At 36.5% G+C, this 25,734-nt stretch carries 20 protein-coding genes and 2 riboswitches; of the genes, 4 read left to right on the top strand and 16 right to left on the bottom strand.

From position 1 onward, the window contains the following. Positions 1-616 precede the first annotated feature (616 nt). From ptsG to ACTNDN_RS16285, 8 genes are all read right to left on the bottom strand, one after another. Positions 617-2,686, bottom strand: a complete 2,070-nt coding sequence (gene ptsG / locus ACTNDN_RS16320; RefSeq protein ID WP_048718080.1) for a glucose-specific PTS transporter subunit IIBC — start codon at positions 2,684-2,686, stop codon at positions 617-619. 187 nt (positions 2,687-2,873) lie between these two features. After that, complete coding sequence (gene glcT / locus ACTNDN_RS16315) at positions 2,874-3,716, bottom strand: glucose PTS transporter transcription antiterminator GlcT (protein WP_031539103.1); 843 nt, start codon at positions 3,714-3,716, stop codon at positions 2,874-2,876. Positions 3,717-3,921: 205 nt separating this feature from the next. Further along, complete coding sequence (locus ACTNDN_RS16310) at positions 3,922-5,250, bottom strand: NCS2 family permease (protein WP_031539104.1); 1,329 nt, start codon at positions 5,248-5,250, stop codon at positions 3,922-3,924. Between the two features lie 144 nt (positions 5,251-5,394). Then, positions 5,395-5,497: riboswitch (purine riboswitch) on the bottom strand. Between the two features lie 135 nt (positions 5,498-5,632). Then, a complete protein-coding gene (gene guaA / locus ACTNDN_RS16305) occupies positions 5,633-7,183 on the bottom strand; it encodes a glutamine-hydrolyzing GMP synthase (protein WP_048718082.1) in 1,551 nt (516 codons plus the stop codon). Positions 7,184-7,364: 181 nt separating this feature from the next. Next, a riboswitch (purine riboswitch) is annotated at positions 7,365-7,466 on the bottom strand. A 29-nt stretch (positions 7,467-7,495) separates the two neighbouring features. Further along, positions 7,496-9,733, bottom strand: a complete 2,238-nt coding sequence (locus ACTNDN_RS16300) for a DUF4129 domain-containing transglutaminase family protein (RefSeq protein WP_441131536.1) — start codon at positions 9,731-9,733, stop codon at positions 7,496-7,498. Then, positions 9,734-10,939, bottom strand: a complete 1,206-nt coding sequence (locus ACTNDN_RS16295; protein WP_048718086.1) for a DUF58 domain-containing protein — start codon at positions 10,937-10,939, stop codon at positions 9,734-9,736. Beyond that, complete coding sequence (locus ACTNDN_RS16290) at positions 10,939-11,892, bottom strand: AAA family ATPase (protein WP_235251861.1); 954 nt, start codon at positions 11,890-11,892, stop codon at positions 10,939-10,941. Before ACTNDN_RS16290 ends, ACTNDN_RS16295 begins: the two co-directional genes overlap by 1 nt. Before the next feature lie 270 nt (positions 11,893-12,162). Next, positions 12,163-13,557 (bottom strand): TerD family protein, encoded by a 1,395-nt coding sequence (locus tag ACTNDN_RS16285; RefSeq protein WP_419181469.1) that lies wholly within the window; start codon positions 13,555-13,557, stop codon positions 12,163-12,165. A 340-nt stretch (positions 13,558-13,897) separates the two neighbouring features. Here ACTNDN_RS16285 and ACTNDN_RS16280 point away from each other — a divergent pair, with 340 nt between their 5' ends. Then, the gene (locus ACTNDN_RS16280) at positions 13,898-14,074 is read left to right on the top strand and encodes a hypothetical protein (protein ID WP_160314258.1); all 177 of its coding nucleotides are present in this window, start codon (positions 13,898-13,900) and stop codon (positions 14,072-14,074) included. Between the two features lie 185 nt (positions 14,075-14,259). Here ACTNDN_RS16280 and ACTNDN_RS16275 read toward each other — a convergent pair whose 3' ends face one another. Beyond that, positions 14,260-14,838 carry a hypothetical protein gene (locus ACTNDN_RS16275; protein ID WP_441131532.1) on the bottom strand — a complete coding sequence of 193 codons (579 nt, stop codon included), beginning with the start codon at positions 14,836-14,838 and terminating at the stop codon, positions 14,260-14,262. A 407-nt stretch (positions 14,839-15,245) separates the two neighbouring features. Between ACTNDN_RS16275 and ACTNDN_RS16270 the strand changes: the two genes are divergently transcribed. Together ACTNDN_RS16270 and ACTNDN_RS16265 are read left to right on the top strand one after the other, a co-directional pair. Then, a complete protein-coding gene (locus ACTNDN_RS16270) occupies positions 15,246-15,581 on the top strand; it encodes a PadR family transcriptional regulator (protein ID WP_202908300.1) in 336 nt (111 codons plus the stop codon). Continuing rightward, positions 15,582-16,127, top strand: a complete 546-nt coding sequence (locus ACTNDN_RS16265) for a DUF2812 domain-containing protein (RefSeq protein ID WP_441131530.1) — start codon at positions 15,582-15,584, stop codon at positions 16,125-16,127. Between the two features lie 75 nt (positions 16,128-16,202). Here ACTNDN_RS16265 and ACTNDN_RS16260 read toward each other — a convergent pair whose 3' ends face one another. From ACTNDN_RS16260 to ACTNDN_RS16235, 6 genes are all read right to left on the bottom strand, one after another. After that, positions 16,203-16,355 (bottom strand): hypothetical protein, encoded by a 153-nt coding sequence (locus ACTNDN_RS16260; RefSeq protein ID WP_441131528.1) that lies wholly within the window; start codon positions 16,353-16,355, stop codon positions 16,203-16,205. Between the two features lie 21 nt (positions 16,356-16,376). Then, positions 16,377-17,027: an SDR family oxidoreductase gene (locus tag ACTNDN_RS16255; RefSeq protein WP_235251858.1), complete on the bottom strand. Its 651-nt coding sequence runs from the start codon at positions 17,025-17,027 to the stop codon at positions 16,377-16,379. Between the two features lie 127 nt (positions 17,028-17,154). Beyond that, positions 17,155-18,846: a M28 family peptidase gene (locus ACTNDN_RS16250; RefSeq protein ID WP_441131526.1), complete on the bottom strand. Its 1,692-nt coding sequence runs from the start codon at positions 18,844-18,846 to the stop codon at positions 17,155-17,157. Positions 18,847-18,861: 15 nt separating this feature from the next. Continuing rightward, positions 18,862-20,295, bottom strand: coding sequence for a YfcC family protein (locus ACTNDN_RS16245; protein WP_231512586.1), 1,434 nt, complete (start codon positions 20,293-20,295; stop codon positions 18,862-18,864). A gap of 31 nt (positions 20,296-20,326) precedes the next feature. After that, positions 20,327-21,526 carry a M20 family metallopeptidase gene (locus tag ACTNDN_RS16240; RefSeq protein ID WP_235251855.1) on the bottom strand — a complete coding sequence of 400 codons (1,200 nt, stop codon included), beginning with the start codon at positions 21,524-21,526 and terminating at the stop codon, positions 20,327-20,329. Positions 21,527-21,723: 197 nt separating this feature from the next. After that, positions 21,724-22,611 carry a LysR family transcriptional regulator gene (locus tag ACTNDN_RS16235; protein WP_441131523.1) on the bottom strand — a complete coding sequence of 296 codons (888 nt, stop codon included), beginning with the start codon at positions 22,609-22,611 and terminating at the stop codon, positions 21,724-21,726. Between the two features lie 240 nt (positions 22,612-22,851). Between ACTNDN_RS16235 and ACTNDN_RS16230 the strand changes: the two genes are divergently transcribed. Beyond that, complete coding sequence (locus tag ACTNDN_RS16230) at positions 22,852-24,036, top strand: DUF4317 domain-containing protein (RefSeq protein WP_048718098.1); 1,185 nt, start codon at positions 22,852-22,854, stop codon at positions 24,034-24,036. A 401-nt stretch (positions 24,037-24,437) separates the two neighbouring features. Here the strand turns inward: ACTNDN_RS16230 and ACTNDN_RS16225 are convergent, their stop codons facing one another. Next, complete coding sequence (locus ACTNDN_RS16225; RefSeq protein WP_235251854.1) at positions 24,438-25,694, bottom strand: MDR family MFS transporter; 1,257 nt, start codon at positions 25,692-25,694, stop codon at positions 24,438-24,440. Positions 25,695-25,734 lie beyond the last annotated feature (40 nt).

Below are 25,734 nucleotides of genomic sequence, written 5' to 3'. Positions count from 1 at the left end.
CCTGAGCCAGGATCAAACTCTCCAATAAAGAGTTGATTAGCTCATTGCTAAACTCTAGCTTTTTTGTTACTTGTTGTCATTCTATAACATTTGTTATAAAAAAACGATTATTGTTGACGTTTGTTTGTTCAGTTTTCAAAGAGCAATTTGTTTGTTGCTATCAGAAGCAACTTTTATATCATACCAACCTTTGATGAATAAGTCAATTACTTTTTCAAAATAATTTTCTTTCTTGCTATCAATCAAAGTAACCAATAGCTTTCATAAGGCTGTTTTTATATAATAACATCTGTTTACATTTTCGTCAACAAAAAACGAATAAAATTATATCTTTTTAAATTAACTTTGTTAATATAGCTATTCCCTCTATATCTATCATCTATCCAAATTATTATTTCAATAAAGTGAAACTTCCATCAGTTGGTGCTTTTTCCCCCATACTGAAGTTTAAGAGTAGGATAAAATTAAGTATTACTTAACAAGTTATTACAATCCTTTAAACTCCAAGTAACCTTACTTCTCATTATTCCGTTTAACAATCGCTTTTTTCCCACAATCCCCCCCTTATATATAGAAAAAACCCGATCAAAAGACCGAGTTTCTTCTATATATATAATTACTTAGTAATCTTTACTACATCTTCTTCTTTTAGTTCCACATTACCAAGTTTATTAATTTGTACAGATTCACCCTCAGCTAAATTTGTAAATACAACAGGCGTAATAGTTGAAGTTGCATTTTCTTTAATATAGTCAAGGTTTACTTTCAATAGAGGTTGTCCTTGTTTCACTTGATCATTTTCCGAAACAAGCGTTTCAAAACCTTCCCCTTTTAACTTAACAGTATCAATACCAAAGTGAATAAGAATTTCTCGACCATTATCAGCCAAGATTCCAAGGGCATGTTTTGTTGGGAATAAGTTAACAATTTTCCCGTCAACAGGTGAAACAACTGTACCTTCTGAAGGAATAATCGCAAAACCGTCTCCCATCATTTTCCCCGCAAAAACTGCGTCAGGTACATCTGTTATAGCTACTAGCTCCCCTTTGATAGGAGCAACGAAAGAATCTTCACCAGTTACATTACCTTGTAATGCACTTGGGTTTACATCTTCAATTTGCTCTTTCACTTCTTTATCCATAGATGGTTGAGCAGTTGGGCGTGGTCTTTTCCCACTCATAATATCTCTCATTTGGCCTTTAATCGTTTCAGAACGAGGACCAAATATTGCTTGAATATTATTTCCAACTTCCAGTACTCCTGCTGCACCTAGTTTTTTCAGACGATCTTTATCAACAGATTTAATATCATTAACTGATACACGAAGACGCGTAATACATGCATCTAAATGCGCAATATTTTCTTGTCCACCCATCGCTTCTAATACATCATACGGAAGATCACTAGTTGTACCTTTAGCACTGCTTTCTGTTTCATCTGATTCATCTTCTCTACCTGGTGTTTTCAGGTTGAATTTTCGAATTGCAAAACGGAAACCGAAATAGTAGATTACAGCAAATACTAAACCAACAGGGATAATAATCCATGCATTTGTTTGTGGGTTAATAAGACCGAATAATACATAGTCGATTAAACCACCAGAGAATGTCATACCTACTTTTACATTTAATAAATGCATTGTCATAAATGATAAACCTGCAAAAACAGCATGAATACCGAACAATATTGGAGCTACGAATAAGAATGAGAATTCTAATGGCTCTGTAATACCTGTTAAGAAAGAAGTTAATGCTGCTGAAGCCATCAACCCACCAACAATCGCCTTTTTCTCAGGACGAGCCTCATGGTAAATAGCAAGAGCCGCAGCAGGTAATCCAAACATCATGAACGGGAATTTACCAGTCATAAATGTACCTGCAGTTAAGTTTTGAACACCATCTTTAATTTGGTTCATAAAGATAGCTTGGTCCCCTTTAACAATTGTTCCAGCATTCGTTGTATAACTACCAAACTCGAACCAGAAAGGAGAATAGAATATATGATGTAAACCAAATGGAATTAACGATCTTTCAATTAACCCGAAAATAAACGCAGATATTGTTAAATTAGCACCCAACATATTTTCAGAGAATACATTTAGACCATGTTGAATCGGCGGCCAAATAACAATCATAATTAAACCTAAAATAACAGCACATGCAGCTGTCACAATCGGAACAAAGCGTTTACCTGCAAAGAAACCTAAATAAGAAGGTAACTCAATTTCAAAGAAGCGATTATACATCGCGGCGGCGATAATACCGACAATGATACCACCGAACACACCCGTTTGAAGAGTAGGAATTCCTAAAACAGCTGCATATTCAGTACTTCCAACTAATGCATCAGCATCAATCCCTAAAACTGTTCCCATAGTAACGTTCATAATAAGGAATCCAATAATAGCAGCTAGACCTGCTACACCTTCACCGCCAGCTAAACCAACAGCAACCCCAACAGCAAATAGTAAGGAAAGGTTACCAAAGATGATATTTCCTGCATCCTCCATAACGGACGCAACCATTTCCACTCCACTATTATTCAAAAATGGAGCAATATCAAGAAGCGTTGGATTTTGCAACGCATTACCAAATGCAAGCAAGATACCCGCAGCTGGAAGAATAGCAACTGGTAACATAAGTGCTTTACCAACTTTTTGTAAAACACCAAACAACTTTTTAAACATTTTGTTGACCTCCTAAAGCAATTTTTCGGCTCAAAAAAGCGTTCTCAAACAAGAGTAAAAAACAAAAAAGGCATGAGCGTAGATAGATTGAAATAAACGCTAAGGTTAGGTTACCCTAAAACATTTAAATCAATCATCTTTTTCACTCATGCCTGATCGTATCAGTAACACGTTTATAAGATAATAACTATTTAATTTTTTTCTGAAGTCTTTGTAGATGCATCGTCAGATAAACTGCTTCTGCTTCAAAGACTGGCTTTTTCAATGCTTGTTGCATCACTTTTATGAGCTTCCATGCAAGATTATAGCACAGTGGATACTCACTCTTCAATAGCAAAATTATATTTTCTGGTTCTTCTACTTTTTCTCCTGAATTAACCCGTTCTATCGTAAAACGCAAATGTCTAACAAGACGCATATAGTCGATGCTATCTTTATCAATTTTTGTATCTAGTTGTTCCTCTATGAGATTCACAAGATGTGTAACTAATTGTGAATGCTGATTGACCTCTGATAAACTTTTGTTCATCATTGCACTATGAATATGCAATGCGATGAAACCGATTTCACCTACTGGTAATTGAAGCCCTGTTTGTTCTCCGATTAATTTCACAACCTCTTCAGCGATTGCATACTCAAACGGGTACAATGCCTTTGTTTCAATCAGAAATGGATTATTCAATACTAGCCCGTTTGTAACACGAGAGGCAGCAAACATAATATGATCCGTTAACGCTATATGGATATGCTCGTTAAGCTTTGTATTTGTCTTATTTTTAATTAACTCTATTGATGAAATAATTACATCCAACAACTCATTATCCACTTGTGGAAGAAGCTTCAAGTAATTGCTTTGTTCCTTTTCATCTTTTAGGACAAACAACTTTTCTACAACATTAACATCAATATAATCTCCACTTTTCTGATTAAAGCCTATTCCTTTCCCTATAAGCACTACTTCCCCATAGGATGGATGGTCTCCAATAAGCACATTATTATTCAGCGCTTTCTTTATTAGTAAATTAGGCATACTTATTTCCCCACTTCGACAGACTTCTCGGTACCTCAATGTTATTAAAGTCTTTATAGGAAGTCAACGAAAAAATGAGAAAAAGGACATCCAAAATGGACATCCCTTTTCTTCTTAGCAAAAAGACTTTTTCTCGCAACCCCAAAATAATACAATATAATATCGTTAACCCTTTATCACAATGAGTTATGAATCATCTTCCCTTCTATTGTAAGAAGATAAAGTACAATGCGAAGATGACAAAGAATATATACATAATTGGATTAATATCTTTAATACGACCTTTAACAATCATAACAATCGGGTAGAAGATAAACCCAACAGCTATACCTGTTGCAATACTATAAGTCAAAGGCATCGCAACGATAGTAAGGAATGCTGGAACGGCCACTTCAAACTTAGCCCACTCAATTTTCCCAAGGGATGAAACCATCAAAATACCAACCACAACTAAAGCTGGTGTTGTAACAGCTGATGTTACTACTTCCAACAGTGGGAAGAAGAATAAGGATAACAAGAAGAACCCTGCTGTAACAACTGCAGCAAATCCAGTACGAGCTCCAGCAGCAACACCTGCTGATGACTCAATATAAGAAGTCGTTGTAGATGTACCGAAAATAGAACCTACCATGGATGCAATAGAATCGGCAAATAACGCTTTTCCTGCTCTCGGTAATTTATTTTCTTTCATTAATCCAGCTTGGTTTGCAACTGCTACTAATGTACCAGCGTTATCAAAGAAATCAACAAACAAGAAAGTTAAAACAACAACTAACATACTTTGTGTATAAAATCCAGGATCCCCAAGCGCGGAGAACAATGATCCAAAAGTTGGCTCAATACTAGGAACGGTAGAAACCACTTTAGAAGGCGTATCAATTACTCCAAAAATCATTCCTACTACTGCTGTGATGATCATTCCGTAGAATACTCCACCGTGTATTCCTCTAACCATTAAAATAATCGTAACGAAAATACCAAAAATGGCTAGTAATGTACTTGGCTTGGTTAAATCACCAATATGAACAAGTGTCGCAGCGTTACCAACAATAATTTCGGAATTCTGCAATCCAATAAATGTTATAAATAATCCAATACCTGCGCCGACCGCAAGCTTTAATTCAACTGGTATCGCATTAATTAGTTTTTCACGAAGACCAGAAAGTGTTAGTAGTAAGAAAAATACACTTGAAATAAATACAGCTGCTAAAGCATATTGCCACGGATGTCCTTGTGTTAAAACAACGGTATATGCAAAGTATGCATTTAATCCTAAACCTGGAGCTAACGCAATTGGATAATTAGCAAATATCCCCATAATTAGAGATCCTACTGCTGCAGCAAGTGCTGTCGCCACAAACACCGCTCCATAATCCATTCTTAATGCATCCGGAAGATCAGCTACATCTCCTAATGTTAATGTAAATGGGTTTACTGCTAAAATATAAGCCATCGCAAGGAATGTAGTGAAACCACCTAAAAACTCTCTGCGGTAATTTGTGCCTAGTTCTTCAAATTTGAAAAACTTCTTCATTGATCTTTCCCCTCTCATAAATGCTTTAATAATCGACTAAAACAAAAAAACACTCCTACGATTAAAGGAGCGTTGACTAGGGTTTGTGAATACGAATAGGGAAACTTTCTCTTAAAATAAATATATAAATGAGTTCTCATTATTCCCTATTTACACTTACCTCGTAGTCAAGCTATTTACGGTAGCTCGGTAGAAACTTTTGGGCCGTATTCCCCAATATTATACGAGTAAAAAATATCTATCTCAGTTGTAAATCTAGTTTAACAGTTTAAAGAAAGCTCGTCAATACAAAAAGCGAACAATCGATAATAAAAATATACGATCGTTCGCTTTTTCTATAGAACTTATCTTTATAAAAGGAAAAGCTACTATTTTTTTCCTTTTACTCCCACTCAATCGTAGCAGGTGGCTTACTCGTAATGTCATACACTACGCGGTTAATATGGGCTACTTCATTAACGATTCTTGTAGAAATCACTTCTAGTACATCCCAAGGAAGTCTTGCCCAGTCAGAGGTCATTCCATCTATTGAAGTAACTGCGCGAATTCCGATAGTATAATCATAAGTACGCGCATCCCCCATTACCCCAACACTTCGGATATCAGGAAGAACTGTAAAGTATTGCCATACATCACGTTCTAAGCCCGCCTTTTTAATTTCTTCGCGTAAAATTGCGTCGGATTCACGCACAATTTCTAATTTTTCTTCTGAAATAGCACCTAATACCCGAATCCCTAAACCAGGACCTGGGAATGGTTGTCTCCATACGATATCATCAGCTATTCCTAATTCAGAACCTAGAGCACGTACTTCATCTTTAAATAGCGTATTTAAAGGTTCAATTAATTGGAATTGCATATCTTCAGGAAGCCCGCCAACATTATGATGGGACTTAATTGTTTGCGCAGTAGCTGTTCCACTCTCAATAATATCAGTGTAAAGAGTACCTTGTGCTAAGAAATCAATACCTTCTAGTTTAGCTGCTTCATCATCAAACACATAGATGAACTCATTTCCGATAATCTTACGTTTTTTCTCCGGATCACTTACGCCTTCTAGCTTAGACATAAAACGCTCTTTTGCATCAACTTTAATTACATTCATATTGAAGCCTTCTGTGAAAGTCTTCATAACCCCTTCCGCTTCCCCTTTACGAAGAAGTCCATGGTCTACAAAGATACATGTTAATTGGTCACCAATTGCTTTATGAATCAAAACAGCAACAACAGAAGAATCTACACCGCCACTAAGAGCACATAAAACTTTTTTGTCGCCAACTGTCTGACGAATTTTTTCCATTTCAATTTCAATGAAGTTTTCCATAGACCAGTCACCTTTGCATCCACAAACCCCAAACACAAAGTTTTTTAACAATTCGTTTCCATATACAGAATGACGAACCTCTGGATGGAATTGAACTGCATATAATCCTTTTTCTCCATTACTCATTGAAGCGATAGGACAAGAAGCACTTGTTGCATCAATTGTAAATCCAGCAGGAGCTTCTACAACTAAATCACCATGACTCATCCAAACGATTTGTTCTGTTGGAAGGTCAGCAAATAATTTCGAGTTATTTTCAATATTAATCGCTGCTTTTCCATATTCACGATGCTTTGCTTTTTCCACTTTTCCTGCAAAATGCTGTGTCATCAATTGCATACCATAACAAATACCAAAGATAGGAAGCCCTAAATCAAATATTTTCTCATCAACACCAAATGCATTTTCATCGTAAACACTGTTAGGGCCACCTGAGAAAATTATTCCTGAAGGGTTTAATTCCTTAATCTCTTCAGCAGTAATGGTATGTGGATGCAACTCACTGTATACTCCAAATTCTCTTATTCTTCTTGTAATCAATTGATTGTATTGACTACCAAAGTCTAGAACAACAATCATTTCCTGACCTTCTATATGCGCTTTCCCCATTCCTATTCACCCCAATTAATCTATTTGAATTTCTCTTATTACTATTGCCAAACACCTTCATCATTCATGCCTCTTATCTCCATTTCACCATCTTTTTTTAAGAAAAAAAGACTAGAATCGGCCTCAAATAAAAACGAAGGCAGAATTCTAGTCTTTTGGATTCCATGAAGAAGCTAAATTGGAAAGACTTATCTGCCTTCATAGTCAGATCATTTAAGGCGACCCGGTAGAGACTCTCGAACCATATCATCGAGGATATATGAAGGAATTATATATAGATGAGAATATTGTAACAACATGTCGAATCGATGGTCAAGCTGTTGTTTTTTTAATTAAATTTTCCCATAATTCCCTCAAATCTTCCCAGCTGCCTTTTTGCAATTGACCTTTATACAGATATTCCTCATATTTAGCAGTCAACAAGCTCATTTCATCACTTGAATAGATGTGATCAATTTGCTTCGCATACTCTCTTAAGGTAACTTCTTCCTTTTTCTTAAGGCCTGCTATTTCTAATAAATGCAACAATACGATATACGCTTTTGGAAAGTTATTTTCGCCAGTTGCATGTTTGAATTTCCAAATATAATAATAAGGCAACCATTTATATCGAAATTTATAAATAGCAACTCCTAACAACCCGATTAAAGCTAGTACAAAAGCAACCCATTGCCAGTTTCCTTTGACTGCAGCTGGATAATTACTCCACCCCTCCGTAGTTTGGGATGTTGGTTCTAACGTTTGTTCTTGCTCTTCCGGTTTGTTTTCAGGAGTTTCTTGCTGTTGTTCTTGTGCATCTGGTGTTTCGGATTCTGTATTATTAGAATTTGATTGATTTTCTATATCATTCATATACGTATTCGCATTGGAGAATCCTTGTGTTGGTTCAAAGGAAACCCAACCAACCTCTGGAAAATACACCTCTACCCAAGAATGGGTATTATTATTTGTTACTTCATAACGACGAATTTCACCATCTGTCTCTACAAAATCCCCTTCTGTAAAGCCCTTAACCCATCGAGAGGGAATGCCAATAGAACGCAGCAAGGTAACCATAGAAGTAGAATAGTTATCACAATACCCTAGTTTTGTTTCAAATAAGAATTGATCTACATAATCCTCCTCCCCATTCGGAATGGCAACATTACTTTGACTATAAACAAATCCATTAGAGGAGAAATAGGTTTCTATCGATCTTACTTTCGCAAACACATTTTCATCATTTTTCGTTATATCAACAGCAAGATCCTTCACTCTTTGCGGCAATGAATCTGGAAGTTGAAGATAACGATTCGCAATAGCTGGATTATCCATCACAAAGGCTTCCATGTCCGCCGTTGTTAATGCATCTAAGCTGTATTCCGGTATATCATATGTTACGGAATAACTTTCAACATAGCCATTAAATACCCCGCGCTCATTCCCACTTTCAATTTCCATATAAGAATTCGCAGCAGTCATTTCTTTTACTCCTAACGGATATAGGAAGTATGAAAAACCATTTGTAAATTGAACCGTGCTTTGCGATTCTGTCCGCTTCACATTTTCTCCATCAACAAAAGAAATAAACGGAATCTCTCCACCGTGATCTAATACTTCAAAGTTATCTCGGCTCAATTGCAAAGATTCCTCTGACTGCACCCAGCCTTTTCCTGTATACGTATCTTTTGTTTCTACTTTCCAATAATGGGGCTCTTCCACTTCTGCGACAAAAACCATGGAGGAATCACCAATAAAGTCCCCTCCTAATCTAGAATCATCTACACTATATCCAACCCGATGAACACCATCTTCTCCGGTGCTGCCTCCTTCGTTCTCTCCACCTTTATTCCCCATCGTTTGAATAAAAGGAACTGGATCTGGCCAAATAGGATCTGCCTTTGGTAATAAGTAGCCAATTCCAGCACTCCCTATTACAAATACGAGCAACGGGATCATCCATTTTATAGTTGAACGATGGTTATTCTCAGAGCCTTCTTTGTCATTTAATCGAAAGAATGTTAACATCCCCATTACTGTAAAACCAATGATTACCGTCCGAATAATAGCACTAGTAGCACTATATATTGTAAAGGTATCTAATACTGTAATATAGATAATCGTCAACAAAAAGAAAGTAAAAATCTTTCTTCGTTTAATTAGCCAGTAATCGATTAGGTAGGCCATTAGCCATAGTAAAATAAAGCAGAGACAGCTTTTAAACATATTGGTCATTTCCGACCAATTTGTATCAAACACTAATACTAGATTATCAATAAATTCAGTAACAAAAGGCTGGATCCATTGGAAGGTTAAAAAGGACTCCTCAAAATATAAAGATTGAAGAACAAAGATAATATAAACAGTCTTTAATGTTCCGCTTAACAAGCTTGGTGCTCTAAAAAAGGCTAGTAATAAAGAAAGCGCAAGAAATAGATTAAATACAATCACATTCTCTGTATTCGTCAACGCTTCCAGCGGTCTAAGCCATTCCCAAATTAATAAAAATCCTAAGATATACAATAGAAAATTGGATATTGTGATGTGCTTTTTGCTAAAAGATGAACTCATTTAAGCCATCACCTCCAAAAAAGCCTCTTTATATCTTCCTTCAGAAACATGGATAACGCGAATCCCTCTTTTTACAGCAAAAGCACTTAATGTTTTTTCCCCACTAGATAAGCCTTCATTTTTACCTGTAATGACAAACACCGCTATATTATACCTTTTGCTAGAAAGCCAGCCTGCTTTATCTACTAGCTCTTTCGTTAACATGGATGTAATCAGCATAACTGTAGCTTGTTGCTGCAACTGACTGCTTTCATTATCCAAAACCTCTGCAAGTGTTATCTCCTTTGTAGTGCGAATCTTTGCTAAATGATAGAGTAATAGTTGTTGTTGACTTTCTCCTCCTCTTATTGGAAAAATTGTTCGATCTGTATCAACTGATAAAAGCCCTACCTGAGCACCTTTTTTTAAAATGGCACGAATTACTGAAGCCGTAAAAGAAACTACTCCTTCAAATCTCTTATTCTCTTCGCAATCCACAACAATCATAATGTCATGGGTCTGCTTTTGTTCAAACTCTTTTGTCATCATATTATTCCGCCTTGCACTTGCCTTCCAGTTAATCCATGAGAAGCGGTCACCAGGCTGATACTCTCTTATTCCAACTGCCATTGTCGTATCTCTTTGCACTCGTTCCTTCGAAGAAGTCATCCCTTGTTCAAAATGATTTTCCAAAGGCTTGTAAACCATCTCTTCAAAAGGAGGATAGACAAGTATCCGATCAACTTGAATATAAACTTTCTCCTTTTCAACAAGACCTAAAGGATCTCCTATTTGCAGGAAAATCTGATCAAATACATGCTCTCCTCTCGACAACTCTTTTACCGTATATTTATAAGTAAGAGTACGTCTGAACCCAGGCATTAACAGCTTCTTTCCCATTATCTTTTCCCCTACAGTCGAGCTAAACGAATCTTCCACCATGACATAGAAAATAGGGAAGAATGTCTTTCTTTTTAATTCAATTTCTACATGCATTTCTTCTTTTGCACTGTACTCATATTTTTGAATTTTTCGTTTTACCTGCCAGTCTCTAATTGGGTAACCAGCAATCAGTAGTCCATATAAAGCAAAAGGTAAAAAACTATAGAATAAAAACCAGCTAACAAATCCTCCTTGGAACATAGCATAAGAAAAAACCATCGCTATTAATAAAAATAATAAAATTAGTTTCCAAATCCGATTTAATTTTTGCAAAAGTCTTTTCATTACTTCACTAACCTTTGCACCGGTACAGAGACTTCCCCAACAATTCGATTGATAATTTCCTCTGGCGATATTCCATCAAATTTTGTCTCTGATTTTAAAATAATTCGATGGGCAAATACAGCTTTCACTAAAAATTGAACATCATCAGGAATAACATAATTTCTTCCTTGAATAAAGGCATAGCTTTGTGATGCTCTCATTAATGCAATCGAACCTCTAGGGCTGACTCCTAAATAAATTCCCGCATGTTCTCTTGTTGCAGTAGCAAGCTCCACTATATATTTCTTTATTGTGTCATCCACATACACCTGTCTAACTTCATATTGAAGAGTAAGCAGTTCATCCAAGGTCACAACTGACTCTAACTTTTCAATAGGAGCAGCTACTTGGACTCTAGTTAACACTTCCATTTCTTCTGCCACGGTTGGATATCCCATCTGCATTTTTAATAAAAATCGATCTAGCTGAGCTTCAGGGAGAGGGTATGTTCCTTCATATTCAATTGGATTCTGGGTTGCCATAACAAAGAACGGCTTTTGTAAATGATGGGTAATTCCATCAATTGTTACACTACTCTCTTCCATCGCCTCCAAAAGGGCTGACTGTGTTTTGGGCGATGTTCGATTAATTTCATCTGCAAGAATGATATTTCCCATGATCGGCCCTGGCACAAATTGAAATTCCAGCTCTTTCGGATTATAAATGGAGACTCCTGTTACATCAGATGGTAAAAGGTCTGGGGTGAATTGAATTCTACGGAAATTAGCACCAACTGATTTCGCCAAAGCTCTTACCATCATTGTTTTCCCGACTCCAGGGACATCTTCTAATAAAACATGACCTTGGGCAAGTAATGCAATTAAACTAAGTTCTGCTACGTCTCTTTTCCCAATCATTACTTTTTCGATATTACCGATTATTCTGTCAATTACTAAACTATGATTTCCTGCCATCCTTCTCCTCCTGTTGTATTTCTATTAAAATGCACCTATACTCACCCGAGCAATGGGAGTTACTGATTTGACGGAATACAATAAAGAAAAACTTCCATCAGTAGAGAATTTCATCCCCTCCACTGATGATATGTTAAACCATTCCGACATTACGAAAAAGTAATCTCCCGCCTATCTTTCTTGTATACATATTTGCAAGAGATTTCTTTTAGACATTCTCTCCCAAACTATTCTATTAAAACTGGTCTTCTATTCTATTATGTCCTATTCTTAAGATAAAAATTCCTGTGGATTCAATCCTAATTCTCGGCATATTTCTGTCACTACTTGTTTTTCTCTGTGATCAAAATGACCGTCTGCATAGCCAATAGCAATGCAATACCGTGCTACTAGTCTTGCAACCTCTGGCTTTGATCGCACTTTCCCTAACGCTCGAAAACACTCTGTCTGACCAATAATTTGATCGTATTCTATTTTGCGAACAAAGTGATTAAATTGCTGAACGACTTTATTTGTATCAAAAACACGCAATTCTTCACTTTGATGGATAAACTCCATCATTTTTCGTTCTTCTGAAGGATCTAATCTTCCATCTGCCATCCCTACTAATGCACATGCAGCCACAACAGCGTCTAAAACTTCCGGATTTTTATATCGCATGAAGAGGTCCTTTGCCCGTTGCTTCTGCTGTCTCCCCCATTCAGCATAATCTGTCTGAGATGGAGACCAATTATAACCACAACTATTGCAGCTAATTTTTAATTGGCCTTTTCCAATAAAGCCACCCAGTAGTCCAACTGGTCCTAAAATTAACCCGCCTATAGCCGCTTTTCCAATTCCAAATCCTTTTTCACCTGTACGGACATTCGTGCTATGGCACCTAATACACTGGAAATGGTCACTAGAATGATGATTATGCTGAGAAGCTTGTCCATACATTTGCGGATTATTTGAATAAGCCGAATGACCGGTTGGCTGGTATGCCTCTCTATTAGAAGTGGGATACGTTTGTGTTTCAAACGACTGGAAAGGAGGTCTATTTGGTTCTTGATAGCCTTGTTGAATAGATGGAACAGGTGCTGTTGGTTCATCATCAACAGTTACCCCAAAATTGCGGCATAATGCAGCTAAACCACCTTGAAAGCCACTGCCAACAGCATTAAACTTCCATTCTCCATTATGGCGATATAGCTCTGCTGCGACTATTGCCGTTTCAATTGTATAGTCTCTTCCAAGATTAAAACGAAGAAGTTCTACTTGCTCTTCCTCATTATATACTCTGACATAGGCATTAGATATTTGTCCAAAATTTTGTCCTTTTTCATAAGCATCATGGATGGTAATGGTAAAAGCAATACGTTGAATACTGGATGGTACTTGAGATAAATTCACTCTAATTTGTTCATCGTCCAATCTACCATGACCCGTCCGGTTATCTCCACTGTATATTACAGATCCATTAGGACCAGATGGATTATTGTAAAAAATAAAATCATTATCGCTCCATACTTTATGATTTTCTCCCAACAAAAAAGCAGAAGCATCTAAATCATAGTTGGCACCCTGTTGATTGATATCCCAGCCTAAACCAATTACAACATTGCTTAATCCAGGATGAGCTTTTGTTAAATCTACCTTTTGACCTTTGCTTAGCATGACCCCCACAAAGAATCTCTCCTTTTACATTCATATTCTTCCAACCATGTATTACCTATTATTTTACAGCATTATCTAGGCATTTGTACGGATATTCATTTACATTTGTATTACAACTATACCTATTACGATACAGCACATCAAAAAGTTTCTAGTTTTCACCATTTTCTCTTTCCATTCCTTTCTATATTCACCTATTCCTCTAGCAAGCTGTAATGTTTTTTTGGTGATTGTCATAAAAAAGATAAAGAAGACATCTTTGTAATAGATTTGGTAGGTTCGTAACGGTTATTTAACCAAATATTACTGACCACTATTGTAGAATGGATAAGTAAAGGAGTTGTTACTTTTGTTATTTGGTTCACTTATATGCAAAATACGAAAATATCATAAATATAATTATTATTACAGTGGGATATGCATCACTTGTGGAGATGTAAGAAAAGAGTATGAGAGAAAACAAGAAGATACAGAAGCGGAACAAGTAGAGGAGAAAGATTCTACAGATCAATCAATTAACCAGTAATCATTTATTATATAAAAGTTTTCCAACTACTTCATTTTAATTATAAGGAGTCTAAAAACTTATTAGAGGAAAAAGAAGAGGCCGTTTAGATAGGCTTCTTCTTTTCTTTTGAAAAAAATAGTAGAGGAAAAGTTCTCGAAGAAATAGTGGCTGAAACGTAGATAGTATGGAATAGAATTCGTGATTCATAATATTTCCATATATATTTCTAGTCCTTGATGATGATGCTCATTCGTTTCTATAGGCAACTCATCATTTTTCAGCATATAAGAAAATCCTGTTAAAAGGATGAGTCCAAGACTTAAGGTAGCTGAAACGATTAAAAGATTGGAAGTGAATCTTCTTTTACTAGACTGATACTTCTTCACAATATGATAGATAACGAAACTACTTAGCAGAAAAATAGCATCTACCATAATTATTATTAAGACCGCATCTCCTTCATTCAGCATAACTCCTAACATTGCTCCCATTAAAGCCCCCATTAAACTGGCTGCCCCTGCTTCTATCATTGCAACTATTGTGCTTTTAATAAAAAGAAAAAGAATGAAGGAGAAACTTACAATGATGGAAAGAATTGTGGCCATTCCTAATTCATTGTGCATAATGGTACCAAATAAAACGCCGATGGCCACACTAGAAGACATACCATACAGCATAGGCAAGCATTTCGCTGTTATTTGATTTTCGGGTAGGTCTTGTATCTGTGAATAAATAAAGAAGCTAAAGCCAATAAGGATGAGTGCACTAAGAATCCAAAGCATATACTGCCTCCTCTATTCAGTTATTGATTTCCTTAACCTAAGGAATTACACATTGTATACCATATGACAATAGGGAATGATATATAACTAGTTCCAATAGATATGTTGATTAGGATGGGTGCGTTTAGAAGTATCTACCAAATCCCCCTAACTTTGCTACTACACCAATAACCACGAACCCAATTGTTGCAAATCAGCTTTATTCCTGGTTATAAACTGAATATTTGTTTTGCAGAATGTGATAGCTGTGCTGCTGTACTACCCATTACAGCTTCATTGAAAATAATTCGTGTCATTTTTTAAATTTTCAGCTTTTTTCACATAGAATCTTACCTAAACTTGAGGTATAATTATATAAACTATATCGTCTCACGATATATCGCAAGAAGATATAATAAAAAAGGGAAGTGATTTCTATTTCAGGACATAACACGAACCATGCATTATCAGAATCAACTTACTATATTCTACTCTCTCTTCTTGCTCCTCAACATGGTTATGGAATTATGCAGGATGTAAAAAAAATGAGTAATGGCCGTTTAACACTAGCTCCCGGCACACTTTATGGTGCCCTTAAAGCTCTCTTAGATAAAGGATGGATTGAATTTACGAATAATGATGTCTTGGAGAAAAGGAAGAAAGTATATATCCTGACTAACGAAGGCTATCAAGTAGTTCAATCTGAAATCGTCAGACTAAAGGAGTTGTATCAAAATGGATTAATAAGAATGGGGGACAACTAAATGATTAAAAAAGTAAAAAGAAGTGTATTTAAAGATTTCTTTATCAATATTGAAAAAGAAGAGGCTTGGATAAACAATATGTGTAAACAAGGCTATGCCCTACAAGAAATTACTGATGGATACTATGTTTTCGAAACAAGTACACCAAGTAAATATATATACCGTATTGAATTTCTTAAACAAGATGTTTTTCAAAAAGAAAAGGATGACTATTTAGCACTAATGAAGGAGTTTAGCGTGGATCAAGTTGCATCTATTAAAAGATGGCATTACTTTAGAAGAGATGCTTCCTTAGGTGAATTTAAAATCTATTCTGATATTGATTCCCAAATTGAACATTACCAAAGAATTAATTTCATCTGGTATATCATGGCTATTATCTTTATTTCTTCCGGGCTTTCTCAAGTCTTTCTCTTTAGAGACATCCATACTTTTGAAGTGATCCTAAATGCTGTTTTAGTTATAATAGGAATCTTCTTTCTTATTCTTGGATTTCCACTTACTAAAAAAATTTATGCATTAAAAAAGAGAAAAAAATTGTTTTAATGATTTTCTAAATCGCAAGGATTAGAGAGAGCGTCCATCCTGTTACAGCTTAAGTTTTCGATATATCAGCCAAAGCTATTGGGGTTTCAGCCAATCTTCTGCTTTATCAGCCAATACTGTTGGGGTTCCAGCCAATCTTCTGTTTATCAGCCAATACTGTTGGGGTTCCAGCCAATCTTCTATTTTATCAGCCAAACATACTAGGATATCAGCCAAACCAACCTGCATACCTAGACGCTTCTTCTCTAATTAATCTTTATAATCCCCCACTGCCTCCGCAATCGTCGTTTCACCAGAAACTATATCAAAAGCTTTATTAAACACGTTCGACTCCTGTAGTGAGGCAATTACCGTCTTTGCTACATCCTCTCGCGGAATCATCCCTCTTTCAAGATTCTCCCCAATCGTTACCTTTCCAGTTCCATCTTCATTCAAAAGGCCACCTGGACGAATAATCGTATACGTTAATCCGCTTTCCATGAGGATTCGATCTGCATAATGCTTTGCTACATAGTAGGGCTTAAGTTGTTCATTCCAGTTTTTTCGATTATGTGCTTGTAGTGCGCTAACCATTACAAATCGCTTGATTCCCATATTTTTTGATGCTTCGATCATTTTAACCGCACCATCAAGATCAATTAGCAACGTTTTATCATACCCGGTTTTCCCGCCTGAACCTGCAGTAAAAATGACTGCCTCACAGTCTCGAACAACACTCTCTAGCTGCTCAACCGTCTCCTCCAAATTGCCCATCACTGCCTCTACTCCGCTTTGTTCAAATGCTTTTAGCTGATCTTCTGTTCTGACTAATGCCCTAACAGAGTATACATGGCTCGCTTGTAATAACATTACTAACTGTTTGCCTATTTGCCCATTCGCTCCAACCACTAATACCTTCATTGTAAAAACTCCTTTCCGTTCCATCTTCTCCTACTATTATTTCATTTAAGAATATCTATTTCAAATAAGGCGCCTAACTAAAAAAGGCTTTCGCTCGACATAAGAACGAGCGAAAACCTTTATATATTTAATCAAAGTATCTTTCTATCTCCATTATTACTTCTTTTATCTCATTTACTATCCGATTTCGTTGTCTAATGAAAAAGGTACTGATAAACAGGAAATCTTCTTGTGTTGTATTGCTTCGATAGACGTCCTTCACTTTGGCTAAGCCAGGATAAGGCTGAAAAGGATACGTGTTATCATAATCATATCTACTGGAATAAGAGAACTTAAGTCTATTGAGTTTTCCACCAATCGATTTTAAAAGCTTATTATAGGAAGTTTTATCTGATTCTTCCTTTTCCAAAAGCTCTCCCGCCATTATCGAAACCCTTTCAAAGATTTGATGAATTTTAGTGAAATCGAAAGCTTCATCAGAATGATTGTCTAGATCTTTTATAATCTCCTTACTTTTTGCTAAAAAGCGAAGAAGGTTAATTGGCAAGATCGGTACATTCACCAAGTGATTCACTAGATCTATGTGCATCCCTGTATCTCTCTTCAATAAATCACAATCCACTTTATCAACGAGATCCTCTTCTGTATGCCACCACCAGTTCCCTCCTGGTGTTTGATATCTTTTTTCTTGATCGAGTGGTTCATACTTTAGCATTAGATGGATAGGAATATTCGTTCCCCAAAAGGATTGATCCGCTCCCCGAGGCAAATAATCTGTTCGAGATGGTTCCTTCTTTGTATAATCTCGAATAATATCGGTTAAAAGTTCTTCCTTTTCCATCGCTGTTGATCTTGGAACTACTTGAACATTTCCTTTTGTCCCTGGAAAATCAATATTAATATGTGCTACACACTTCTCATTGATTTCCTCCCAAAATTGATCACAATACCAGGCAGACCCTGCATATCTACCATTTGAATGTCCTGGCCACCAAGCTATTTTAATGCTTCGTTTACTTTGTTGAGTAGAAAATATCCGGGCCATCTCCAGCATCAAAGAATTGGCTGTTGCATTATCTGTTGCCCCTTTATGCCAGGAATCATAATGTCCAGATACCAAAATATACTCTTCTAGTTCCCCGCGAATAGTAGCAACTGGTAAACTAGTCTTTTTAACAGAATTTCTCACCTCTGTTTTCAATACGACTTCTACAGAATGCTCCTCTTTTATCCACTTAAGCAACTTGCTCCCATCTTCATGGTTTATGCCAACGACAGGAATTTTCGTCAGTTGGTCCACAGTTCCCATCGTAGGGGTACCCCAAATTGTTCCCACCGTTTCTTCATGAAGCGCCTTTTCCTTAGATGGCCATATATGAATAAGCCCTATTGCTCCTGCACTTTCTATTTTTTTCACATAATCCTCGTAATAGTTCCAGCTGATAATAATTTTGTCTTTCATCTTTTCATAACGCTCGACTGGTCCGCTTATCCCTGTTGAGTGTTCACTAAAGAAATCATATAGAAGATTTCCCTTTACCCCATTCGGAAGATTGGCACCAAATGATCTTGCTTTTGCGCGAATAGCCAGTTTCATAGGTGCTGTTACAAACACTGCCCCATGAATAGGATCACTAAAGTATCCATCGAATTGGTAACGATTATATGAAATATGATGCTGTTGCAAATTTCCCACTATATAATCTACCGCTCTTTCAGCTTCTTCCTCTCCTGTTAACCGTTCATATGCAGAAAGTTCCTTAACATGTTGATTTAAAAGTTCCTTATCCATTAATTCAATAAGCTGGGGGTTCATCATTACTCATCCTCTTCATCAATAGTGAATAATATCTGCGACGATGACAAAAACTCCGCCAATAACAAGCCATATCACCAATAATGGCCAGAAAAACTTTACCCATTCTTGATACTTTATTTTTGACACCGCTAAGCTTCCCATTAACATGGCAGAGGTAGGCAGGATACAATTAGATAACCCATCTCCTAGCTGATAGGCTAGAACAGCTGTTTGTCTAGTAACATCAATTAAATCAGCTAATGGAACCATAATCGGCATTGTTGTTGCAGCAAGTCCTGTTCCAGAAGTGATAAAGACATTCATAATCGTTTGAAAGAAGTACATGCCGAGAACCTGAATGTAACTTGGCAGATGGTCAACCATTATCGCTAATCCATTTACAACCGAATCAATAACATGTCCTTGCTCTAAAACAATAACGATTCCTTTTGCTAATCCGACAATAAAGGCACCAAAAGTGATATCTTTTGCCCCTGCCACAAATTCACTTGCAATTTTGCTAGGCCCATATTTAGATAGAAACCCTACTATAATACCTAACGCTAGAAAAAACGCAGCTAATTCTTGCATCCACCATCCCTTTTCTGAAACTCCCCAGATAAGGAAACCAAATCCTGCTAATATAGCAATGATTGTTAAATAGTGATTGACCTTCATGGATGATAATGAAGTCATATCGATATTTTTATGCCCTTCTTCTTTTTCAAGCTGGACAACAATACTTGATGATGGATTCTTTTTCACCTTTTTTGCATAACGTATAATATAAAAACTAGTAGCGATTAGCAGCACAACTAAAATAATCGCACGTAGCCACATTCCTGAAAACATTGGAATTTCAGCAATTGATTGGGCAATTCCAACATTAAAAGGATTTAGTAACCCTGCTGTAAAACCTGTCGCTGCACCTAACATAACCATGGCTGTCCCAGTTAACGCATCATATCCTAATGCTCTAGCAATCGCGATTCCAATAGGTACAAACGCCATTACCTCTGCTGACATCCCAATTGTAAAGCCACCGAATGAAAACAGGGTCAAGAAAATTGGAATAATAACTAGACCACGGTTCATAAAGGTTTTTCCAACTCTTCCAGCAACTGCTTCAATCGTTCCTGTAGAATTGATAATTTGGAAAACACCACCAACGATAAAGATAAAAAAGACTGTATCGCTTGCACTTACCAAACCTTGTACAACTGCTAGTGGCAGATTAAATAGACTAATAGGATTTTGTTCAACATGTTGGTAAGAATCCTGTACTACTACTGTATTTCCTGAGTTTGCATCTTCTACCCGTTCAAATTCTCCTGCCGGGAGTATGTAAGTAAGTACAGCTGCAAATAACACCATACATAAAATGATGACAAATGTATGTGGCATTCGAAGTTTCTTTCCCTTATTTGTTACTGGAGATGCCACATTGGACGCTAGCTTATTCGTTTTCAACCTATTCACCCTTTACTTTTTTATTCATCTATTATTTCACTTGCTGTTTGCTTCTTTTCCATTCCTCGAACTCACTGCGAATCGCTTTTAGGGATTGTTCGTTTGTGCATAGATCAAACGCTGTGAGCGCCAATGCTTTTGCAGCTTTATTTAGTCCTTTCATCCCTTCTTCTGAACCAGCAGCATCTACAAACTCTGGAGTGTGTGTATTGGCTGAATCCGTGATTTTAATATAAGGATGAATGGTTGCTGTCACTTGACCAACATTGCCAATATCAGAGGAACCGATTCCGCCTTTTTTAGGAGGATCACTTACTTCTTCATCCAAAAGCTCCAAATTGTCTTTGAATAAATGGGCAAGGGCATGATTATTGTTTCTTTCGGCATAGATAAGTCCCTCTTCAATCTCTAAAGCGGCCCCTACTGCCTCTGCAGAATATCGAGCAGCAGCATATACTTTTTCTCGAACTAATTCCAGCTGCTCTACGTTTTCCGCCCTTAGTAAAAATTCGGCTTCACAGTAAGCGGGCACTACATTTGTAGCCTCTCCACCTTTTGTGATAATCCCGTGAATTCTCACATCATCCTTAAAAAACTGACGCAAAGAGTTAACCGCAACAAATGTATGGATGACTGCATCCAATGCACTGATTCCTTGTTCAGGACTAGCAGCTGCATGGGCTGCCTTGCCATAATATTTAAATGTTGCATCTACACAAGCCAATCCTCCCCGCAAAACCATCGATTTCTTATGGGGATGACACATCATGGCAGCATCCACTTGATCAAAAACACCTTGTTCCACCATTATAATTTTTCCGCCACCTAGCTCTTCTGCCGGTGTTCCAAGAACAACGATTTTTCCTTTTAAATTTGGCATTGTCTCCTTTAGCGCTATTGCCGCACCTACAGCTGAGGTTCCGATAATATTGTGTCCACAGCCATGCCCTAATCCTGCCAACGCATCATATTCTGCAAGTAACGCAATCGTTGGACCACCAGGTGTACCTTCCCAAGTCGCTCTAAACGACGTTTCTAATGTCGCAATCCCTTTTTCTATGACAAACCCCGCCTCTTCAAGTGGTTCTGTCAACCAGTTCATCGCTTGTTGTTCTTGAAAACTCACTTCTGGATTCTGATGAATCTTTAATGCTAATTCGCGTAATTGGTTATCCATCGCATCTACCTTATCGATAAGTGCTAGTTTTTCTCCCGCCTTCTCCACATACATAAATATACAACCTCCGAAATATTCTGAACAATGATAATTATATTCACCATTGTAATACCCCTGTATAAATAAGTAAAATCAAGCTTTTTTTCGTTATTCATAAAAATTTTTTATGGATAACAGCTATTTTTCATAAACAAAAATTTATAATTATACAAATATGACAAAAAAAAGAGAATCACATAGTCATTCTCTTTCTACGATTTTTTCATATACCGAACAAACTCAGCTACTGTCGCGAGACTCATCGATTCTTCTCTATAATACATCCACGTTCTTCTTTTCATTTCCTGACCATTTTTAAAAATAAGCGGAGCATTATATAAATCGTCCGTCTGCTTTAAAAAAACACTAGGGATAATCGCATAACCAAGCCCTTTTTTCACCATTTCCTTACACGTTTCATAGCTATCCACTTGCATCGTTACTATAGGTGGTTCAATAAACCTTTGATTCCACCAATATTCAACGCTTTGCTCGAAAGGATTATATGGACTTGTCTTATACTTCAGAAGTACTTTAGGCTCTTTTCTATTAATCATCGGCATCTGAGGAAGCTTTTTTACATCAATCGGTTCGTTTGCAATAATACAGACATTTTCTTCGCTAAGTAGGTATTTCCCATCTGACCAGTTATAATCTCCTCTTACAATCGCCACATCAATTTGCCCATCTACTAGTAAATCCATCATTTCCGTACTAAATCCAGTATCTACATTCAATTCGACTTTCGGAAACATCTTTATATAATCCTTTAAAATCGACGGCAAATTATACAAACCAAAGTGACTATTCACACCAATTTTCAAACTTCCAATCAGTTCATTTTCCAAATTTAGCAGAAATTCTTTCGTCTTGCGCAAATCGCTAAGAATTCTTTTTGCATACTCTACTAAATGTTCGCCAGCTGGTGTCAGTCTTATATTTTTCCCATTTTTAGAGAGGATTTCAACCTGAAATTCCTTTTCAAGTTGCCGTATGCGATAGGTCAAGGCAGGCTGTGTCATAAACAGATGTTCCGCTGCTTTCGTTATATTTTGCTCCTTCTGTAAATAGAAGAGCAGCAAGCAATCCTTCTCATTCATTTCGTTTCCCCACCTGTTTCTTAGATTATCTCCTATTTAAGCATAGAGGAATAATATTGACTAGACCCTCTTTCTCCTCATTAAAACAAACTTGTTTTCCCATAACTCTATTTTCTTTCTTATAATAGAGAAACTAAATATGATAAAATGGATGAATGACTAAAAATGAGTGCATACATTTAGCTAACGCTTAATATAACATCCATCTTTTACTTATAGTAACTTAGGAGTGTACTTAGAATGAACAAAAAAGATATAGCAAACATTCGAAAACAATTCAAAATGAACAACGATCTACTTAGAATTACAGACATGTTTAATGTCTATGTCATGAAAGAATCGAGTGATATATTCCATTATCAAAGCCAACCATTCGGAATGCTTGACCAAGACCAACAAGAGTTATTTTTGCATAACTTTAAAAAATTACTTGCCGGCAATTTAGATGAAAAACTCTTTGAATTAAAGTTTCAAAGGGATGCAGAGAATAATAGCCAGCTTATTTTACATAAAGGATTACTTAGCTCTGAAGTAGAAGATTGGAAAGACCAAATGCTGCAGATAGTGGAAAAGATGCTTAATAGCAGGCAATATGAAAAAGATATTGTCATTACATTCATTCGCGGAGAATATTTAAAGCCAAAGAAACGCCGCAATGCAGAGTCCGAAGAAAGTGAAAGAGATACGGTTTTCTCCCATCCTTTCATTTTATGCAGCATCAATAACACACAAGAGCCAAAAAAAGAATTGCTATTTGATTATGTAGAGAAAGAATTTAAATACAATATTGTTGTTGACCCCATTATTAATCTGAATGCACCCATGGGGGGATTTCTTTTCCCAAGCTTCACAGATAATGCGGCAGATGTTAATCATATTCTCTATGCTGCGGGCAAGATTCATGAGCCGGATTATCAATTTATCGAAGAAGTGCTCAACGGCGAAGAAATGATGACTGCTCAAGATGATAAAATCGTGTTTGAAGAAATAATTAAGGACGTAACTGGAGATCAGCTAAGCACCTCTACTCTTTCCAATGTTTATGAAGAAATTAACCGGATGATTGTAGAAAATGAAGAGGAAGAAGTTCCAAAATTAGATTCCAAAGACGTCGAACAAGTCTTAAAAATGAGTGGCGTGGAGGATATTAATCCAGAAAAAGTTGAATTTGCTTTCAAAAAGATCATTGATGATGATAAGTACGAGTTAAAAGCAAGTAATATCTTGCCAAAATTCACATCAAAGTCGATTAAAATCAGCACAAAAATTGCCAATATCGCAATAAGTCCACCAGACTTACGATATGTAAAACAAATCGAATTTAGCGGAAAAAGGTACTTGATGATCGAAGTCGAAGAAGACACCGTAATCGAAGGATTTACAATGATTCCCGAAGCTTTTGGCGGAAGTTCAGAAGAAGAATAAGATTCAAAGAGAGGTTGGGACAAAAGCATTTCAACCAACAACAAACACGAACTATAATGTAATTAATTTACAAAAAGTTCGTGTTTGTTTTTTAGAAAAAGGTTTAAAAACGAAGTGTAATGGAGCGGAAGACGCTCGACTCCTGCGGGAAATAGAGGAAAGACTGAGACCCCGCAGCGCATGCGAGGAGGCTCAGCTTCCTCCCCGCGGAAAGCGAGCATCTGTAGCGCAATGGAACGACTTAGTTTTTAAACTTAACTATATTAAAAAACATAGATAACCATCATGAGAAAGTAGCTTTATTTAAGAGCTAAATTAAAGATTGTTCGTCTTTAAAGACTAGTTATTTACTTATGTCCCAGCCTCAATATATCTTCCATACCAATTTTCAACTTACTGCTCTAGTCGCCACTAACACCTTTATTGACTAGGTTATTTACTTTTATGTTTTTCGCGAATAATCCTGTATAAATAAGAACAGTCCCCACCATCACAATAATGCCAATGTAGACAGACATCATCGTTGGAATTAAAAATGCCCCGATAATAATACTAGCTCTTGCAATTAAATCTGCTCCACTAAATGACAAGTTGGAAAAAGCAGAGTAAGATCCACGTTTATCGCTTGGAATCATATTCGCCTGCTCTGCATTTCGAATCGGTGAATAAATTAATTCGCCTATCGTTGCTATCAAATTAAATAAAACAAGCATATACCACGTGTTTGACGAAGTAACAGTCGCATATCCAATTCCATATAGAATAAGACCTGTTATTAAAGCATTCTTTTTATTCATCTTATCTGTGAACCGATTGATAATAAAAGTAAAACAAACTACAAGCAGCATATTTTCTATATTTAATATACTTAGCATTCGTACCCCAACAATTTCAAAGCTTCCAATACGAACTGCTTCAAAAGTTTCAGCAAGGCGAATCCCAATATAACTATTTAATGAAAATTCAGCTGCAAAAATAAAGGTGGAGCCTGCAACCACTTTTACAAAGGCTACATCTTTAAACGCCACTTTATAATTGCTAATTAAGTCAACCAAGACATTCTTGTGCTTTTTGTGTAACTGATTTGTGAACTTGTCCTGCAGCCAAATCCCATAGGCAATTGGAATCATTGTAGATGTACAAGTCAGCATGATGAATAATTCTTTCTGATGATTCAAATATAAAAGTCCTCCAATTGCTGCCCCAATAGCCATCGATAAATTCACTAGCCAGTAATCCAGTGTATAAACGGCCTTTCTATTTTCTGGTGTTGTGGAATCAATAATAATCGCATGCATTGCAGGTCTCCCTAGACTGCTTGTAATAATAAATCCAACATACGCCAAAGCAAACAAGACAATTACTTTATTGGTCGGAAATAGACTGATCGTCATGATTAAAAAGAAGAGTGCATTCAGCCAGGATGTTATCATTAAAACCTTTTTTCTGGGAAAGCGGTCAGAAATGTATCCTCCAACTAAATTAATCATAAATCCGATAACCACAGTACTAATCAAAAATAACCCCGCCCAAATTTTGTTTAATTCCTGTGCAAAGAATAAAGCCATAAATGGCATAACAGCTGATGAAACCGCCCGATTAAAGAAAGAGGTAATCATCCTAACTTTGATATTTCTCGGTAATTCCTTCCATTTCATGTTGTCTCCCCCTTGTTATTACTGTATATTAAACTAGACG

Origin of the sequence: Niallia sp. HCP3S3_B10, assembly GCF_052064465.1 — a bacterium.
Lineage (GTDB): Bacteria > Bacillota > Bacilli > Bacillales > Cytobacillaceae > Niallia > Niallia hominis.
Note: the sequence above shows the minus strand (reverse complement) of the source record. Positions and strands in the feature narration are given on the sequence as shown.

Bases quoted from the DNA above. Each gene is read 5' to 3' on its own strand.
- ACTNDN_RS16275 (WP_441131532.1), bottom strand. From the start codon at position 14,838: ATGCTTTGGATTCTTAGTGCACTCATCCTTATTGGCTTTAGCTTCTTT.
- ACTNDN_RS16310 (WP_031539104.1), bottom strand. From the start codon at position 5,250: ATGAAGAAGTTTTTCAAATTTGAAGAACTAGGCACAAATTACCGCAGA.
- ACTNDN_RS16265 (WP_441131530.1), top strand. From the start codon at position 15,582: ATGATTAAAAAAGTAAAAAGAAGTGTATTTAAAGATTTCTTTATCAAT.
- glcT (WP_031539103.1), bottom strand. From the start codon at position 3,716: ATGCCTAATTTACTAATAAAGAAAGCGCTGAATAATAATGTGCTTATT.
- ACTNDN_RS16250 (WP_441131526.1), bottom strand. From the start codon at position 18,846: ATGATGAACCCCCAGCTTATTGAATTAATGGATAAGGAACTTTTAAAT.
- ACTNDN_RS16290 (WP_235251861.1), bottom strand. From the start codon at position 11,892: ATGGCAGGAAATCATAGTTTAGTAATTGACAGAATAATCGGTAATATC.
- guaA (WP_048718082.1), bottom strand. From the start codon at position 7,183: ATGGGGAAAGCGCATATAGAAGGTCAGGAAATGATTGTTGTTCTAGAC.
- ACTNDN_RS16230 (WP_048718098.1), top strand. From the start codon at position 22,852: ATGAACAAAAAAGATATAGCAAACATTCGAAAACAATTCAAAATGAAC.
- ACTNDN_RS16295 (WP_048718086.1), bottom strand. From the start codon at position 10,939: ATGAAAAGACTTTTGCAAAAATTAAATCGGATTTGGAAACTAATTTTA.
- ACTNDN_RS16240 (WP_235251855.1), bottom strand. From the start codon at position 21,526: ATGTATGTGGAGAAGGCGGGAGAAAAACTAGCACTTATCGATAAGGTA.
- ACTNDN_RS16255 (WP_235251858.1), bottom strand. From the start codon at position 17,027: ATGAAGGTATTAGTGGTTGGAGCGAATGGGCAAATAGGCAAACAGTTA.
- ACTNDN_RS16235 (WP_441131523.1), bottom strand. From the start codon at position 22,611: ATGAATGAGAAGGATTGCTTGCTGCTCTTCTATTTACAGAAGGAGCAA.
- ACTNDN_RS16225 (WP_235251854.1), bottom strand. From the start codon at position 25,694: ATGAAATGGAAGGAATTACCGAGAAATATCAAAGTTAGGATGATTACC.
- ptsG (WP_048718080.1), bottom strand. From the start codon at position 2,686: ATGTTTAAAAAGTTGTTTGGTGTTTTACAAAAAGTTGGTAAAGCACTT.
- ACTNDN_RS16260 (WP_441131528.1), bottom strand. From the start codon at position 16,355: ATGCAGGTTGGTTTGGCTGATATCCTAGTATGTTTGGCTGATAAAATA.
- ACTNDN_RS16300 (WP_441131536.1), bottom strand. From the start codon at position 9,733: ATGAGTTCATCTTTTAGCAAAAAGCACATCACAATATCCAATTTTCTA.